The 15088-nt window shown below is 71.8% G+C and carries 15 protein-coding genes; 8 read left to right on the forward strand and 7 right to left on the reverse strand.

Going from position 1 to position 15088, the window contains the following annotated elements; translation table 11 throughout:
* Window positions 1-8: 8 nt before the first annotated feature.
* Window positions 9-1067 carry a type III polyketide synthase gene (locus ACIPPM_RS05335; RefSeq protein ID WP_401443209.1) on the reverse strand — a complete coding sequence of 353 codons (1059 nt, stop codon included), beginning with the start codon at window positions 1065-1067 and terminating at the stop codon, window positions 9-11.
* 126 nt (window positions 1068-1193) lie between these two features.
* Here ACIPPM_RS05335 and ACIPPM_RS05340 point away from each other — a divergent pair, with 126 nt between their 5' ends.
* Window positions 1194-2054, forward strand: coding sequence for a UbiA family prenyltransferase (locus ACIPPM_RS05340; RefSeq protein WP_401443212.1), 861 nt, complete (start codon window positions 1194-1196; stop codon window positions 2052-2054).
* Between the two features lie 75 nt (window positions 2055-2129).
* Window positions 2130-2309, forward strand: a complete 180-nt coding sequence (locus tag ACIPPM_RS05345; protein WP_401443215.1) for a DUF6480 family protein — start codon at window positions 2130-2132, stop codon at window positions 2307-2309.
* Between the two features lie 7 nt (window positions 2310-2316).
* Here ACIPPM_RS05345 and ACIPPM_RS05350 read toward each other — a convergent pair whose 3' ends face one another.
* From ACIPPM_RS05350 to ACIPPM_RS05370, 5 genes are read right to left on the reverse strand one after another with little or no spacing between them, the layout of a single operon-like run.
* The gene (locus ACIPPM_RS05350; RefSeq protein ID WP_401443218.1) at window positions 2317-3186 is read right to left on the reverse strand and encodes a carbohydrate ABC transporter permease; all 870 of its coding nucleotides are present in this window, start codon (window positions 3184-3186) and stop codon (window positions 2317-2319) included.
* Window positions 3183-4151: a carbohydrate ABC transporter permease gene (locus ACIPPM_RS05355; RefSeq protein ID WP_401443221.1), complete on the reverse strand. Its 969-nt coding sequence runs from the start codon at window positions 4149-4151 to the stop codon at window positions 3183-3185. The genes ACIPPM_RS05350 and ACIPPM_RS05355 overlap by 4 nt, the downstream gene beginning before the upstream one ends.
* Entirely contained in the window at window positions 4145-5470 is a 1326-nt protein-coding gene (locus tag ACIPPM_RS05360) for an ABC transporter substrate-binding protein (RefSeq protein WP_401443224.1), read from the reverse strand. The genes ACIPPM_RS05355 and ACIPPM_RS05360 overlap by 7 nt, the downstream gene beginning before the upstream one ends.
* Entirely contained in the window at window positions 5467-6447 is a 981-nt protein-coding gene (locus tag ACIPPM_RS05365) for a GNAT family N-acetyltransferase (protein WP_401443227.1), read from the reverse strand. Before ACIPPM_RS05365 ends, ACIPPM_RS05360 begins: the two co-directional genes overlap by 4 nt.
* Window positions 6448-6505: 58 nt before the next feature.
* Window positions 6506-7672, reverse strand: a complete 1167-nt coding sequence (locus ACIPPM_RS05370; RefSeq protein ID WP_401443230.1) for an exo-beta-N-acetylmuramidase NamZ domain-containing protein — start codon at window positions 7670-7672, stop codon at window positions 6506-6508.
* Between the two features lie 156 nt (window positions 7673-7828).
* On the opposite strand from ACIPPM_RS05370, the gene ACIPPM_RS05375 reads away from it, so the two are divergent.
* The 6 genes from ACIPPM_RS05375 to ACIPPM_RS05400 all read left to right on the forward strand — a co-directional run bounded on the left by ACIPPM_RS05375 (window position 7829) and on the right by ACIPPM_RS05400 (window position 13170).
* Window positions 7829-8293 carry a DUF6584 family protein gene (locus ACIPPM_RS05375; RefSeq protein WP_401443233.1) on the forward strand — a complete coding sequence of 155 codons (465 nt, stop codon included), beginning with the start codon at window positions 7829-7831 and terminating at the stop codon, window positions 8291-8293.
* 356 nt (window positions 8294-8649) lie between these two features.
* Window positions 8650-10431, forward strand: coding sequence for an ATP-binding protein (locus ACIPPM_RS05380; protein WP_401443236.1), 1782 nt, complete (start codon window positions 8650-8652; stop codon window positions 10429-10431).
* 115 nt (window positions 10432-10546) lie between these two features.
* Entirely contained in the window at window positions 10547-10966 is a 420-nt protein-coding gene (locus tag ACIPPM_RS05385) for a roadblock/LC7 domain-containing protein (protein WP_401444198.1), read from the forward strand.
* Window positions 10963-11310, forward strand: coding sequence for a DUF742 domain-containing protein (locus ACIPPM_RS05390; RefSeq protein WP_401443239.1), 348 nt, complete (start codon window positions 10963-10965; stop codon window positions 11308-11310). Before ACIPPM_RS05385 ends, ACIPPM_RS05390 begins: the two co-directional genes overlap by 4 nt.
* Window positions 11291-11908 carry a GTP-binding protein gene (locus tag ACIPPM_RS05395; RefSeq protein WP_401443242.1) on the forward strand — a complete coding sequence of 206 codons (618 nt, stop codon included), beginning with the start codon at window positions 11291-11293 and terminating at the stop codon, window positions 11906-11908. Before ACIPPM_RS05390 ends, ACIPPM_RS05395 begins: the two co-directional genes overlap by 20 nt.
* Window positions 11905-13170 carry a cytochrome P450 gene (locus tag ACIPPM_RS05400; protein ID WP_401443245.1) on the forward strand — a complete coding sequence of 422 codons (1266 nt, stop codon included), beginning with the start codon at window positions 11905-11907 and terminating at the stop codon, window positions 13168-13170. Before ACIPPM_RS05395 ends, ACIPPM_RS05400 begins: the two co-directional genes overlap by 4 nt.
* A gap of 72 nt (window positions 13171-13242) precedes the next feature.
* On the opposite strand, the gene ACIPPM_RS05405 is transcribed toward ACIPPM_RS05400, so the two are convergent.
* Window positions 13243-14469 (reverse strand): cytochrome P450, encoded by a 1227-nt coding sequence (locus tag ACIPPM_RS05405; protein ID WP_401443248.1) that lies wholly within the window; start codon window positions 14467-14469, stop codon window positions 13243-13245.
* Window positions 14470-15088 lie beyond the last annotated feature (619 nt).

Genomic DNA, 15088 nt, shown 5'->3' on the forward strand with positions numbered 1-15088 from the left:
TGTCGGGCTCACCAGCTCAGCAGCACCAACTCGCAGGCCAGCCCCGGCCCGATGGCCAGGAGCAGGCCCGGAGTGCCGGCGGGTGGACGGTGTTCGGTGAGGGTGTCGCGCAGGATGTGGAGCACGGAGGACGAGGAGAGGTTGCCCACCTCGGCCAAGTGGCGCCGGCTGAGGGTGAGTTCCTCGGCGGGGAGGTCGAGCGCCTCGGTGACGGCGTCCAGGACGCGGGGGCCGCCGGGGTGGCAGACCCAGGCCGTCACGTCCTGCGGCTTCAGCCCGTGATCGGCGAGGAACTCCCGTACGTCGTCGCCCAGATGGTGCCGGAGCACCTGGGGGATCTCCGGATCGAGGACGACCTTGAACCCCGAGTCGCCGATGTCCCAGCCCAGCACACCGCCCGTGTCCGGGTACAGAAGACTGCGGGAGTCCAGGATCGCCGGACCCGTGAACGCGCCCGCGCGCTCCGCCCCGCCGACCACCACGGCAGTCGCGCCGTCGCCGAAGAGGCCGGTGGCGACCAGGTTGGCCGTCGAGGCGTCCCCGCGCTGGAAGGTGAGCGAGCACAGCTCGACCGACAGCAGCACCGCCACCTGGTCCGGCCGCCCCAGCAGGAAGTCGTGCACGCGGGCCAGCCCCGCCGCGCCCCCGGCACAGCCGAGCCCGAACAGCGGGACCCGCCGCACGTCCGGCCGCAGCCCCAGCCGGCCCGCCACCCGCGCGTCGACGGACGGGACGGCGACACCGGTGACCGAGGTGAAGACCAGCAGATCCACGTCGGCCGCCGTCAGCCCGGCCTCCCGCAGCGCCTCCCGGACCACCCTGGCGCCCAGGTCGGTGGCGGTGGCGACGAAGATCTCGTTGGCGGCGCCGAAGCCGTCCAGCGTCTCGTACCGGTCGAGCGGCAGGGTCATGCGACGGGAGCGGACTCCGGCGTTCCGGTGCAGCCGGTCCAGCACCTCGCGGTCGGCGCCCTCGGGCAGACAGGCGCGGGCCACCATGTCGGTGATCTCGGACTGGGCGAAGCGATGCGGCGCGAGGGCACCGTGCACGGCGGCGATCCGCGTCATGAGGCTCCCGTACGTCGACCGGCCCGGGGGTGGACTCAGCAGACCTTCCCAGGACCGGTACCCCGGCACCAGAGATCGCCCGTCCGGCCGTTCCGGAAGCGACGAGACAGCGCCTAGGCTCGCCGGGTGGTGACCCCCGAGCAGTCGACGTTCCCGGTCCGCACGGTTTCCGCCCTGGCCGGGGCCTGCCATCCCGGCCCGCTGGTGGTGGTCACCGCGCTGACGACGGCGATGGCGGTGACCGCCGGTCAGGAACCGGGCCGCTGCCTGCTGACCACCGGCGCCGTACTGGCGGGTCAGCTGTCCATCGGCTGGTGCAACGACGCCGTCGACGCGCGCCGGGACCTCGCGGTGGGCCGCCGGGGCAAACCCGTCGCCGACGGCGCGATCGCCGCCCGGCAGGTGGGGACGGCCGCCTGCGCCGCCCTCGCCCTGTGCGTCCCCCTCTCCTTCGCCTGCGGACGGTCGGCGGGCGCCGTGCACCTCACCGCCGTCGCGGCGGCCTGGGCGTACGACCTGCGGCTCAAGGCCACCCGCTGGTCCTGGGCGCCCTACGCGGTGGCGTTCGCCGCGCTCCCGGCCTTCGTCACCCTGGGACTGCCGGGGCGGCCCTGGCCCGCGTGGTGGGTCGTGGCCGCCGGGGCACTGCTGGGCGTCGGGGCCCACCTCGGCAATGTGCTGCCGGACATCCGGGACGATCTGGCGACCGGCGTACGGGGCTGGCCGCAGCGGCTCGGCCAGGAGAGGGTACGGCTGCTGCTGCCGGTGCCCCTGGTCGCCGCCTCCGCCCTGCTGGCGCTCGGACCCGCCGGACGGCCCGGCGCACGGCAGCTGGCCGCGCTGGCGGGCGCCGGGGTGATCGCGGTGGCCGGGACGGTGCTGGGCCGCCGCCGCGCGCGGGCCGCGTTCGCGGCGGCGGTCGCCGTGGCGGTGCTGGACGTGGCACTGCTGCTGAGCGGCGACGGGCTCGGGACCGGGGCATCCTGAGAGTGGAGACCCGCATCCGGGCGGCGTCCCGGGACCGAAGTACTCCATGCGCCGTCCGTTGCCAGGAGGTGAATCATGCCCGACTCGTTGCCCCCGCCCGGTGAGACCCCGCCCGTCGAGGGTTCGACCGCCGAGGCCCACCCCGAGCGGCCGGACGGCGGCCCCTTCGAACACCCCCGGGTCTGGCTGTTCCTCATCCTCCTCGGCTGCGCGCTCATCGCCGCGTTCTTCCTGGTCCGGATGATCGACCTGTGAGCGGCGCTCACTTCAGGCCGCTGAGCATGATCCCCCGGATGTAGTGCCGCTGGAGCAGCAGGAACAGGACCAGCACCGGAAGGATGCTCAGGACCAGACCCGCCATCACGATCGGCATCGTGCGCGTCGGGTCCACATAGTCCTGGAGCAGCTGGATGCCGACCGGCAGCGTCATCACGGCCGGGTTCGCCGTCGACACCAGCAGCGCCCAGATGTACTCGTTCCAGGCGTCCACGAACGTCAGCAGCCCCAGCGTCACCATGACCGGCTTGGTCTGCGGTACGACGATCCGCCACCACACCGCGAACTCCCCGGCCCCGTCGATCCGCGCGGCCTCCAGCACCTCGTCCGGGATCGAGACCATGAACTGGCGCATCAGGAAGATCCCGAAGCCGTTGACCAGGAACGGCATCGCCAGCGCCACGATGCTCACGGTCAGCCCGGCACCGCCCCGCCCCAGCAGGTCGTTGCCGCCCGCCAGCGGCCAGTGCACCAGGATCAGGAAGTGCGGGATGAAGAAGAGGAACGGCGGGAACATCATCGTCGACAGCACCAGCCGGAAGATGAAGTCCCGTCCCGGGAAGCGGAGTTTGGCGAGCGCGTAGCCCGCCAGCGACGACGTCAGCAGCACCGACACGTTGATCACGGTCGTGGCGATCACGCTGTTGCGGAACAGCACCGGCAGATCGAGCTGGTCGACCGCCGCCCGGTAGTTGGAGAGGTCGAACGCCTCGGGCAGGAACCGGTAGGGCAGCGTGCCGGACTCACCCGGCCCCTTGAACGACGTCATCACCATGTCGAGGAACGGCACCACCGTGAGCACGGCGCCGGTCACCACCAGCAGGTACGACAGCCACGGGAAACGGCGGCGGATCACGCGTCCTCCCCCTTGCGTCGGAAGATCCACAACTGCACCAGGGTGACCAGCAGGATCACCACGAACAGCACGAAGGCGGCGGCGCTCGCGGTGCCCCAGTCGCCGTAGGAGAACGCCTGCCGGTACATCTCCAGCGCGGCCACATTGGTCGCGTCGCCAGGACCGCCCTTGGTCATCACGATGATCAGCGCGAACGACTGCAGCCCGGTGATGAACTGGGTGACGCACACGAACAGCAGCGACGGCCGCAGCAGCGGCAGCGTGATCCGCCAGAAGACGGTCACCGGACCGGCCCCGTCCAGCGCGGCCGCCTCGTAGTACGACCCCGGAATGGACTTCAGCCCGGCGGTCAGGATGAGGATCGCCGACCCGACCGACGCCCACGCCTGGACCACCACCACCGCGGGCAGCGCGGTGTCCGGGTCCTGGAGGAACGCCACCGAGTCCAGCCCGACGGCGTTCAGCGCGCCGTTGACCAGGCCGCCCGGCTCGTACATGTACTTCCACACATTGCCGACGGCGACCACCGTGGTGACGATCGGCAGCAGGTAGAGGGTGCGCCACAGTCCCTGGAAGCGCAGGTTGTCGATGCAGGTGGCGACCAGCACCGAGCCCGCCAGCGCGAGGGCCACGGTGCCGAGCGCGAACAGCAGGGTGTTGGTGAGGATCGGCGTCAGGAACGTCGAGCCGTCCGCGAAGAGGGCCGTGAAGTTGTCCAGGCCGACCGGCCGGATGTCAGCGAGGTCGAACCCCGCCCAGCGGGACATCGACAGCAGCAGCGCGAAGCCGAGCGGCAGGACCAGGAAGACCGCGAAGAACAGCAGTACCGGCGCCAGGAACAGATAGGCGACGACCGCCTGATGACGCCGGGCCCGGCCGCGAGGGTCCACGGCCGTCCGGGCCGGGTCGGCGGAGCGCGGGCGCGGCGGCCGGGCGGTCGTCTCCGGGGTCAGGGCGTTCACCATGAGCGCGACACCTCCTGGTCGACCTGGCGGCGGATGGTGCGCAGCGACTGCTCGACCGACTGCTGCCCCGTCCACAACGCCTCGATGTTCTTGCGCAGCAGCGACTTGGCCTGCTGCGCGCCGGGCACGTTCGGCTCCGGCACCGCGTACCCCAACGCGTCCAGGAACGGGCGCAGGTTGGGATCGCCGCCCTTGCCGAGCAGGGTTCGCATGTCGTCGGCGCGGCCGGTCAGCGAGCCCACCGACACCTGGAGAGCGCTCATCCGGGTCGCGGCCGCCCCCTCGCGGAGGCTCACCTTCTCGGTGTTGAGCCAGCGCAGGAACTCCCATGCCTCACGCGGGTGTCGGCTGGCGGTGTTGACGCCCAGCATGAACCCGGTGGCGAGCGTGGCAGGCTCGTCGCCCAGCCTCGGGACGGGCACCGGAGCCACGGCCACATCCCGATAGGCGTCGCCCATCTGGGACTTCAGGCTGCCGGTCCACCATCCGGCGCTGATCACCATGGCCACCTGCCCGGACTGGAACGCCTTGTAGACGTTGACGCCGGGCGCGCTCGCCCCCCGGCTGACGAGACGGTGCTCCAGGTCGAGCACCGCCCGGCCGGACGCCGAGTCGATGGCGGTGCTCCTGCCGTCCGTGGACATGAACGTGCCCCCGGACGCGTTGAGCAGGGCGAGGGTCTGGCCGACGGTGGTGGAGTCGTCGTAGGTGGAGAGGCCGAAGCCCTGGACCAGGGTGTTGCCGTACCGGTCGCGTCGGGTGGTGCGGTACGCGGTGTCCTCCAACTCCCGCCAGGTGCGCGGGGGATGGGTGATACCGGCCTCGCGCAGCAGGCGCCTGTTGTAGTAGAGGGCGTAGGTCTGCGCCTCGGTGGGATAGCCGTAGATCCGGCCACCCACCGACGCGGAGCCGACCGCCGCCGCGCCGTAGCCGCGGGTGATCTCCGCCGCGTCCTCGGGCGGGGCGGGCCGCAGGACACCGGCGCGGACGAGCTGGCCGTTCCACAGGCAGTACGGCTGGAGGATGTCGGCGCCCTGGCCCGCGGCCTGCCGGACCATGAAGGTGGTCAGCAGGTCGTTGAACTCGACCGCCTTGGTGCGCACCTTCACCCGGTCGTGCGTGGCGTTCCACTCGTCGACCGGACCCTGCAGGGCCGCCTTCAGCTCACCGCTCGCGTAGTGCGAGAGCACCGTGAGGACGACGGGGTCGCCGGGCCGTCCGGTGCCCTGGTGCGGGGCCGCGCAGCCCGCGGCGAGCAGGGTCGCGGGGAGCGCGAGCGCGAAGCGGCGGCGGCTCAGGCCGCGCGCCGGGCCGGTCATCGGCCGGCCTCCCGGCGCAGCACCCGGAACACCCGCGTCGTGCCGAACCCGGCCCGGCGGTACAGCCGGGCCGCCGCCGACTCCCGGTCGGTCCACAGGAACCACGCCGAGCCCGCGCCCCGCGCCCGCATCCGCTCCAGGACCAGGTGCAGCAGCACCCCGCCGAGCCCCGTACCGCGCATCTCGTCCAGCACCCCGAACGGGCCGAACCGCTCGACCGCCGACTCGTACGCGCCGTGCATCGCCCAGCCCACCAGACGGCCCGAGGGGTCGCGGGCGACCACGATCCGGTCCGGCGGGGCGCCGTTCAGCAGGCACTCCCGGATCGCGCGCGCCCAGTCCGGGCTGAAGTGGACGGCGGCGAGGGCGAGGAGTCCGGGCAGGTCGTCGTCGGCCGGGGTGCCGAACCGGTAGCCGAGCGCGGTCAGTTCGGCGGCCCGACGTCCGGCCTCCGCCGGGAAGGCGTAGTCGGCCAGCGAGCGGTCCATCGCCACCGCCTCGTCCACGGTGCGAAAGCCCAGCGACTCCAGCAGCCCGGCCGCCTCCGGGTAGGTCTCGGCGTCCAGACCGGGGAGGACGTAGTTCGGGGTGTACGGGGCGAAGTCGACCCGGGTGCGGCCGTGGGCGAGCAGCCAGTCGAGGGCATCGGTCAGCAGCCCCCGGCCCACCCCACGGCCGCGGGCCTCCGGGTCGACGAAGAAGAACGGGAGCCAGCCCTGCTCCGGCTCCAGGTCGGTGCCGTGCAGCGGCGTCAGCCGACGCACCGCGTAGGCCGCGCCGACCAGGCGGCCGTCCTCCACGGCGATCCGGAGCCCGGCCGGGTCGAAGTTGGCGTCGAGCAGCACCAGGTTGCGGAAGCGGTCCGCGGTGATGGGGTCGGCGGGCGCGCTCCGGCACCACGCCGCCACCAGCGGCGGACCGTCACCCGCCCGGAACCCGCGGAACTCGGTCCGGGCTCTCGTCGTGCGATCGGTCATCGACGGGTCGTCCTTCCATGCGCGGGCCCTCGGCCTTCAGGGACAGAGCCCTCGGCCTTCAGCGATAGAGCAGTACGTCGTCACCGGCCCACCGGCCGGGCGGTGCGGGCGGCTCGCACAGCGCCAGCGGGTCCCCGCCCGCGTCGACCGTCCGCCGCAGTTCGTCGGAGCCCCAGAGGCGGTCGATGAAGTCGCCGGACCAGGCGAAGTCGTCCGGGTACAGCCGCCGCAGCGTGCCGAGCATGGCGACGGCGGTGCGTACCGGGGCGAACGCCTCGCGGTCCGTGACGTGGAGCTGGACCCCGCGCACGGGCAGTCCGGCGTGCTTGTCGAAGGTCGGCACGTACCGCACCTCCCTGAAGTGCACACCAGGCAGACCGAGTTCGGCGAGCGCGGGGGCGAAGCGGGCGTCGACGTACGGTGCGCCGACGGTCTCGAAGGGCTGGGTGGTGCCCCGGCCCTCGGAGACATTGGTGCCCTCGAACAGGCAGGTGCCGGGATAGACGACGGCCGTGGCGTACGTCGGCATGTTGGGCGACGGCGCGATCCAGGGGAGACCGGTGGCCTCCGCGTCCATCTCCCGGCGCCACCCGGCCGCCTTGATCACCGTCAAGTCGGCCTGTCTCCCGGCGACTTCGGCCACGGCCGACCTGTTGACGCACCAGGCCAGCTCACCGCAGGTCAGCCCGTGCCGGATCGGCACCGGCGCCCGCCCGACGAAGCTCGCGAACGCCGGATCGAGCACCGGGCCCTCGCTGACGAGCCCGCCGAGCGGATTGGGCCGGTCGGCCACCACGAACCGCACGCCGGTACGCGCGGCGGAGACCATCAGGTCGAACATCGTCCAGACATAGGTGTAGAAGCGCGCCCCGACGTCCTGGAGGTCGTACACCAGCGCGTCCACGCCACTGTTGATCAGCACCTTGTCGAGTCGCTCGCCGTCGCGGCGGTAGGTGTCGTAGATCGGCAGCCCGGTGGCCGCGTCGACCTCGTGGGACTCGCTCGCGCCCGCCTGGGCGGTGCCGTACAGCCCGTGCTCGGGGCCGAACAGCGCGGCCAGGTTCACGCCCGCCTCCAGCAACGCGGGTGCCGTCGGGCGCAGATCGGGGAGGACGCAGGTGTGGTTGGTCACCAGCCCGAGCCGACCGGGCCCGGCGAGCCCGGGCACCGCGCACAGCCGGGCGATCCCGGTCGTCACCTTGAAGCGGTCGTCCGTACTACTCATTTCTTCGCCCCTTATCGGAAATTCTCTTGAATGTCCCGGAATTGGGCAATGCTGCGGACACTACCTCTCGGTACCCACGCCCCCCTGGCGACGACGTTCGCCCGTCGGAGTGGAAACCCGTTCGACTCCGCCCACCGCACGGTCGATCATCTGCTCATGCCACTGAGAGACACCCTTGCCCGAGTCGACGAGGACCTGGCCGCGGGCCGCGTCCCCGTCGCGCGCCAGCGTCTGCGCGGACTGGTGTCGTCGTTCCCCCACGATCCCGCGCTCCGCCGCCGCCTCGCCGAGGTGTACCGGCTGTACGGGGAACCCGCCCAGGCGGGCCGGTGGATGTACCTGGAGCAGGACCGCGACCCGGCCGAGACCGCGGCCTTCGAGGCGCGTTATCCCACCACCGCGCGACGCAGGGCGGCGCTCGGCTGGGACGGCCCCGACTCGCTCGCCCCGACGGACTTCGCCAGGGAGCAACTGGCCGAGCTGGCCGCCGTACCCCCGGAGAGCGTCGAAAGCTCCGGGCACGCGGACGCCAAGGGCACCCTGGCGGCCCTCGGGTGTCTGGTACTGGCCCTCGGATTCCTGGCGATCTGGGTGATCGGTGTCATCGCCCTCTTCCGCTGACCGCGTCCGGTTGGCTGGAAAGGGTTCCTTCCCGAGGGGGTTGACGCCCCGTGCGGGGTTTGCGGCAGCTATCCGGGCGGTGGGGCATCGGGGGCGCATGGGGTGTTTCCGGGCCCGGCACCAGGGGTGGAGCCCGCCCGGCCCTCTACCACGCCCCGCCGTCGCAATGGTTGCTTCACGACGACTTCAGGTCCGGGGCCCCAGGAGGGGCCATTCGGAACTCGGCACACTCCGGTGTGACTAGCATGTGGGCGTAACCGGCCGGAAGATCGCCTTCCTCCGAGGGTGCCGCTTCCGGACCCGCGATCGAGCGTTCGGTCGCCGATTCTTCTGCTCGCAGACCGAGGGACCGCGGAATGTCAGTTCCTGCACCGTCCGTTCAACACCGCTCGACGGCCGTCCGGCGCAGCTCGTGGGCGGTGCCCGCGGCCGTGGTGGCGGTGACCGCCGTCGCGGTCGCCGTCGCGGTCGGAGCGGCACCGTCCGGCACCCGCAGATGGACGCTCGTCGTGGCGGGCGCGGGCTGGGCGTGCGTCGCCGTGGCGGTGCTCTTCGGACACCTCCTCGTCCGCCGGGCCAGGCACGCCGCCGCGACCCAGGCCGCCGAGAACGACCGGCTCCGCGCGCAGGCGCAGCAAACGGCCGCGCAGAACGGCCACTTGGTCAATGTCACGCTGCCGTCCCTGCACAACCTGGTGCTGTCCGGCAGCGGCGCCGCCGACGCGCTCGCGGGCGTGTCGATGCCCAACGACCAGAACCTGCGGCGGGTCGCCCAGCTCTCCGCCGGTGCCCTGGAAGAGGCGGTGGGCCGCGCGGCCGCCGCCGACGAGGAGTGCCGACAGACCCAGGACGCGCTCGACGAGGTGCTGTCCGAGGTGGACCGGCTCGCACGGGAGACGCTGCCCGCCGCCGTGGCCCGCCTCGCCGAGGGCCGCTCCGCCGACACGGTGCTGGGCGAACTCAAGCTCCCTCAGGTGCCGTTGCTGCAGGACCTGAGCGAGCGGTTCGTCAGCGAACTGGCCCGCAGCGAGCGGCGTCAGGGCGGTACCCGGATCGCCTCCACCAAGGCACTCAGCCGGGTGCAGGCCAAGGCCGTCAGCATGCTCGCCGACCTGCGGGCGATGCAGGACGAGCACGACGGCAAGATGCTCGGCGACCTGATGCGGCTGGACCACAAGACCTCCCAGCTGGTGCTGATCGCCGACCGGCTCGCGCTGCTCATGGGCGGCAAGACCAGCCGTACCTGGAACAAGCCGATCCGGATGGAGAGCATCCTCCGGGGCGCCATCGGCCGCATCGCCGCCTACCAGCGGGTCCGGCTGCACTTCACCTCCCAGGCCGCGATCTCCGGATTCGCCGCCGAGGGCGTGATGCACCTCCTCGCCGAACTGGTCGACAACGCGGCGAACTTCTCCCCGCCCACCGACGAGGTCCACGTCTACGTGGAGGAGCACCGGGCCGGGATCGTCGTCACCGTCGAGGACAGCGGACTGACCATGTCCGAGGCGGCGATGAGGCACGCCGAGGGCGCCGTCGCCGGAAGCATGGCCGACCTCGCCTCCCTCCAGGGCACCCGCCTGGGCCTCGCCGTGGTCGGACTGCTCGCGCTCAAGTACCGCATCAACGTCAGCTACCGGCCCTCCTCGCGAGGCGGCACCGGCGTCGTCGTCCTGCTGCCCCGGCACCTCATCGCGCAGCAGCGCGACCCGTGGCCCGCGCAGCGGGAAGCGGCCCGCCCGGCCACCGCCCGCCCGGTCCCGGCCCCCGAACCGGCGCCCGCGCCCGAGATCCCCGTCTTCGAGGCCCCCGCGCCCGAGATGCCCACGCCCACCCCGGCCCCCGTCGCCGAGGCACCCGTCCGGTCCGAACCGCCGACGACCGCGCCGGAAGTACCCGGGCAGACCCGGCAGGAGCCGCCCGCCCCCGCCACCCCGAACGGACTTCCCGTCCGGAGGCCCGGCCGCACCATGAGCGACGCCGAGCGCGGCCGACGGCCCGCCCCGGAGGCCACCCCGCCCCGGAAGCGGCCGGTGCACGACGTGGGCTCCCGCTTCGGCGCCTTCCACCGCTCGCGCAAGCCCTCGGACGACACCCTGGGCGGCGGCCGCCCCGACCCCGAGCCGCCGACCGCCGGTTAGCCCCCACCAAGCCCCGCCGGGCCCGCGCCCGGCAGCCAAGCCCCCCTCGTGCCCATGAGATTGGAGGAACGGGCCGGTGACCGATCAGCCGGACACCACCGTCCCATCACCCATCATGCAGACCACCGACAACAGCCTCGTCTGGCTGCTGCAGAACCTGCTGGAGCAGACCCCCGGTGCCCGGCACGCCCTGGTCCTGTCACGCGACGGCCTCAAGCTGTGCTGGACCCCCGACCTGGCCGCGGATCAGGCCGACCAGCTCGCCGCGATCTGCTCCGGCCTGCAGGCCCTGTCCCACGGCGCGTCCGTGGAGTTCGGGGACGGCTCCGGCGGCGTGCTCCACTCCATGACCGCCTTCCACGGCGGCCTCCTGTGCATCGTGGGAGCCGGTGAGGGCGCGCACCTCGCGGTCGTCGCCGCCGAGGACGCCGACCCCGGCCTCCTCGGCGAGGAGATGAGCGGTCTGGTCGACAAGATCGGTGAGCATCTGCGGGCCGCGCCCCGGCAGCCGTTCCAGGGGAGTACCACCTCGTGACCCGGAAGCCGGTGGACACCGGCGCCCCCGACCGGCTCTACACGGTCACGAACGGGCGCAGCAGCGTCGACGACACCCTGGACCTGGTCACCCTGATCGTCGCGGAGTGTCAGCCGACCACGGGCATGCAGTCGGAGCACTCCCGCATCCTGACCCTCTGCGAGCACCCGACCTCTGTCGTCGAGATCTCCGCCGAACTGGAACTGCCGATCACGGTCTGCCGCATCCTGCTGGCCGACCTGCTCGACACCGGCCGCATCACCGCACGGCACCCACCCGTGAACCACTCGCTCCCCGATCCCGCCCTTCTCAAGGAAGTGCTCCATGGGCTCCGCAATCTCTGAGCTGCCCGCCCACCGCACGCCACTGGCCGACGCGGCGGAAACCGGTCTGAAGATCGTCGTCGTGGGCGGATTCGGCGTGGGCAAGACCACCCTCGTCCGCTCCGTGAGCGAGATCCGGCCGCTGAACACCGAGGAGGTGATGACGGAGGCCGGTGTCGGCATCGACGAGACCAGCGGCGTCGCCGCGAAGTCGACCACCACCGTCGCCTTCGACTTCGGCCGGATCAGCCTCAACGACACCATGGTGCTGTACCTGTTCGGCGCGCCCGGCCAGAAGCGCTTCTGGTTCCTGTGGGACCGGCTCTTCTCCGGCACCCTCGGCGCCGTCGTCCTGGTGGACACCCGCCGGATGGACGACTCCTGGTACGCGATAGACCGGCTGGAACACCACGGCACGCCCTTCGTGGTGGCCGTCAACCGGTTCGACGACGACGCGGCCCACCACTCCCTGGACGAGATCCGGCAGGCGCTCGCCCTGCCCGATCACGTGCCGATGCTCGACTGCGACGCACGGCTCCGGGAGTCGGGCAAGGACGTGCTGATCACTCTCGTGGACCATGTCTACACACTGGCCACCGCCCAGGAGGCGACCCCGTGACCGACCCCGGCCCCTTCTCCGCGCACCCGGCCCCGCCGCCCGGCTGCCCCGCCCACACCGACGCGGTGCGCCTCTCGGGCCTGGAGTACCAGCAGACGCCGTCGCAGATGTACCGGGCGCTGCGCCGCGAGCACGGTGCGGTCGCGCCGGTGCTGCTGGACGGCGACATCCCCGCCTGGCTGGTGCTCGGCTACCACGAGGTCGCTCAGGTCACCAGCCACGACGAGCTGTTCGCGCGGGACTCGCGGCGCTGGAACCAGTGGGACAACATCCCGCCCGACTGGCCGCTGATGCCCTTCGTCGGCTACCAGCCCTCGGTGCTGTTCACCGAGGGGGAGGAGCACCGGCGCCGGGCCGGGGTGATCACCGAGGCGCTCTCCGGGGTGGACCAGTTCGAGCTGTCCCGCGACTGCGAGCTGATCGCCGACGAGCTGATCGCCCGGTTCGCGGGCAGCGGCCAGGCCGAGCTGATGTCGTCGTACGCGCACGCGCTGCCGATGCGGGCCGTGGTGCAGGTGTGCGGCATGCCGCTCTCGGGCGCGGACACCCAGCAGCTCGTGGACGACCTGCGGATCTCCCTGGACGCCGCCGAGGGCGACGACCCGGTGGCGGCCTACGGGCGGGTGGGCGAGCGGCTGGTGCGGCTGGTCCAGGACAAGCGGGCCGACCCCGGCAAGGACGTCACCTCGCGGATGGTGCTGCACCCGGCGGGACTCACCGACGAGGAGATCGTCCAGGACCTGATCTCGATCATCGCCGCCGCGCAGCAGCCGACCGCGAACTGGATCTGCAACGCGCTGCGGCTGCTGCTGACGGACGAGCGGTTCGAACTCAGTGTGTCCGGCGGCCGGGTGAGTGTCGGCGAGGCGCTGAACGAGGTGCTCTGGCTCGACACCCCCACCCAGAACTTCATCGGCCGCTGGGCCGTACGGGACACCCAGCTCGGCGGCCGTCGGATCAAGGCCGGGGACTGCCTGGTCCTCGGGCTGGCGGCCGCCAACACCGACCCGGGACTCTGGCCGGAGGGCCATGTGGGCGCGGAGAACGCCGCGCACCTGTCGTTCAGCAACGGCGAGCACCGGTGCCCCTACCCGGCCCCGCTGCTCGCGGACGTCATGGCGCGGACCGCCGTGGAGACGCTGCTGGAGCGGCTGCCCGACCTGGTGCTGACGGTGGACCCGGAGCTGCTGACCTGGCGGTCGTCGATCTGGATGCGGGGCCTGACGACCCTGCCGGTGCGGTTCACCCCGGTCGACGGATAGCCGTGTCCGGCTGGGCCCCCGGGGGAGGGGCCCAGCGGTACGGCGCCGGTCGGGCGTCCGGGGGTCAGGCGGTCACGCGTTCACCGGGGTGAAGCGGACCGGCAGCGCCTGGGGTCCGCGGGTGAACACGCCCTGCTCGACCAGGTCGAAGCCGTCCGCGACCCGCAAGTCCGGCATCGCGTCCAGCAGTTGGGCCACTCCGATCTCGACCTCGGCCTTGGCGAGCAGCGCGCCCACGCAGAAGTGCCGGCCGAGCGCGAACGCCAGGTGGTCGGCGGCGGCCGAGAAGGCGTTGGTGGCGGTGAGGTCCTCGCGGAAGATGTCGAAGCGGTCGGGCTCGCGGTAGCGGTTCTCGTCGCGGTTGGCCGAGCCGATCAGGCAGGTGACGGTGACCCCGGCCGGGATGGTGCCGCCGCTGAGCTTCACCTCGGTCGCGGACTGCCGCATGATCATGTGCACCGGCGGGGTGAAGCGCAGGGTCTCGGCGAACGCCCGCGGGATCAGGCTGTGGTCGGCCTGGACGGCGGCGAGCTGGTCGGGGTGGGCCAGCAGGTTGGCGAAGATGCTGGCGATCGCCTTGTCGGTGGTCTCACCGCCCGCCGCGAGCAGCAGGCTGCAGAACGCCTTGATGTCCTCGTCGCTCATCCGTACCCCGTCGACCTCGGCGGCGCACAGCACGGACAGCAGGTCGTCGCCCAGGTTCTCGCGACGCTCCTTGATGATCGGCAGCATGTACTCGGCGAACTCCACCCGGGTGCGCTCGCCCGCGGCGGCCACCTCCTGGTCGCCGGACAGGTTGCCGAGGAAGGCGATGACGGTGGTGTACCAGCGGTGGAAGCGGGCGTGGTCGGACTTGTCCAGGCCCAGCATGTCCGCGATCACGTTGACCGGGAAGCGGGTCGCGTAGTCGGTGACGATGTCGGCGGAACCGGAGTGCCGGAAGGCGTCGATCAGTTCGCGCGAGTTGCGCTCGATGACGGGCAGGAACTTCTCCTGGAGGTCCCGGCCCCGGAAGGCGGGGGCGACCAGGGCCCGGCGCACGGCGTGCTCACGGCCGCTGAGCTGGAGGATCGTCTTGCCGTGCACCGGCTCGATCTGCCAGTCGTAGTTGTCGGTGGTGAACTCGCCGTCCTTGTCCTTGAAGACGCGCTCGACGTCCTCGTACCGCGAGATGATGTAGCTCTGCGTGGCCTCGTGCCAGATGAGGGGCGAGGTGTCCCGCATGAGGCGGTACACGGGGTAGGGGTCCGCCGCGAACTCGGGCGAGAGGATGTCGGGTATCTGTGCCGCAGTGGTCATGATGCTCCGTCGGGACCGGGAATGGCGTGTTCCGTAAGGTTATTGATCATTCGTCAGCCATGACACCCCCTGAAGGCTTCGACTGGAGCACGGTGTCCGCCTTGGCCGGATACCGGTCGGCCGAAAGCGGGGTGCGCGGTCGGTTCTTCGGTCCCGTTGTCTTGATCTGGACGGTCCGCAGGGGTGTCGGAGGCGAAAACGGGGCGCACGGTCGGCGCACGGGAGCGTGCCGCGGAGCCATGTGCGCTCAAGTGAGAGCGCGGCGGCACATGCGCCGGATCGGCCGGATTCGCGTGGGTCATATGCGGGTGAACTGCCGCACTCCGGCCGTCTGTTGGCCGAATGGTGAACGGTGAATGCCATGAGGCATATGCCTGGGGCAGCATGAACGATTATTGCGCGCTCTATTACCCACCGGTAATCAATCGAACGAGTACCTCCGATCGTGGACTTTCCCTTAGTGTGATGAGTGTGAATGAACAGGGTCCGGGCAGTCTGGTTCCGACCGGCCGCACGGGAACTGTCATCTCGGGGATGGGGCGATTCGCTCCTTCGTTCGATCTGACGCTCTGTTCGGATCGGACAAGCAGTCCGGGAGCCGCGGAAACGGAATGCGCGG

It is taken from the genome of Streptomyces sp. NPDC090119, from assembly GCF_044747085.1.
In the GTDB taxonomy this organism is placed as follows: domain Bacteria; phylum Actinomycetota; class Actinomycetes; order Streptomycetales; family Streptomycetaceae; genus Streptomyces.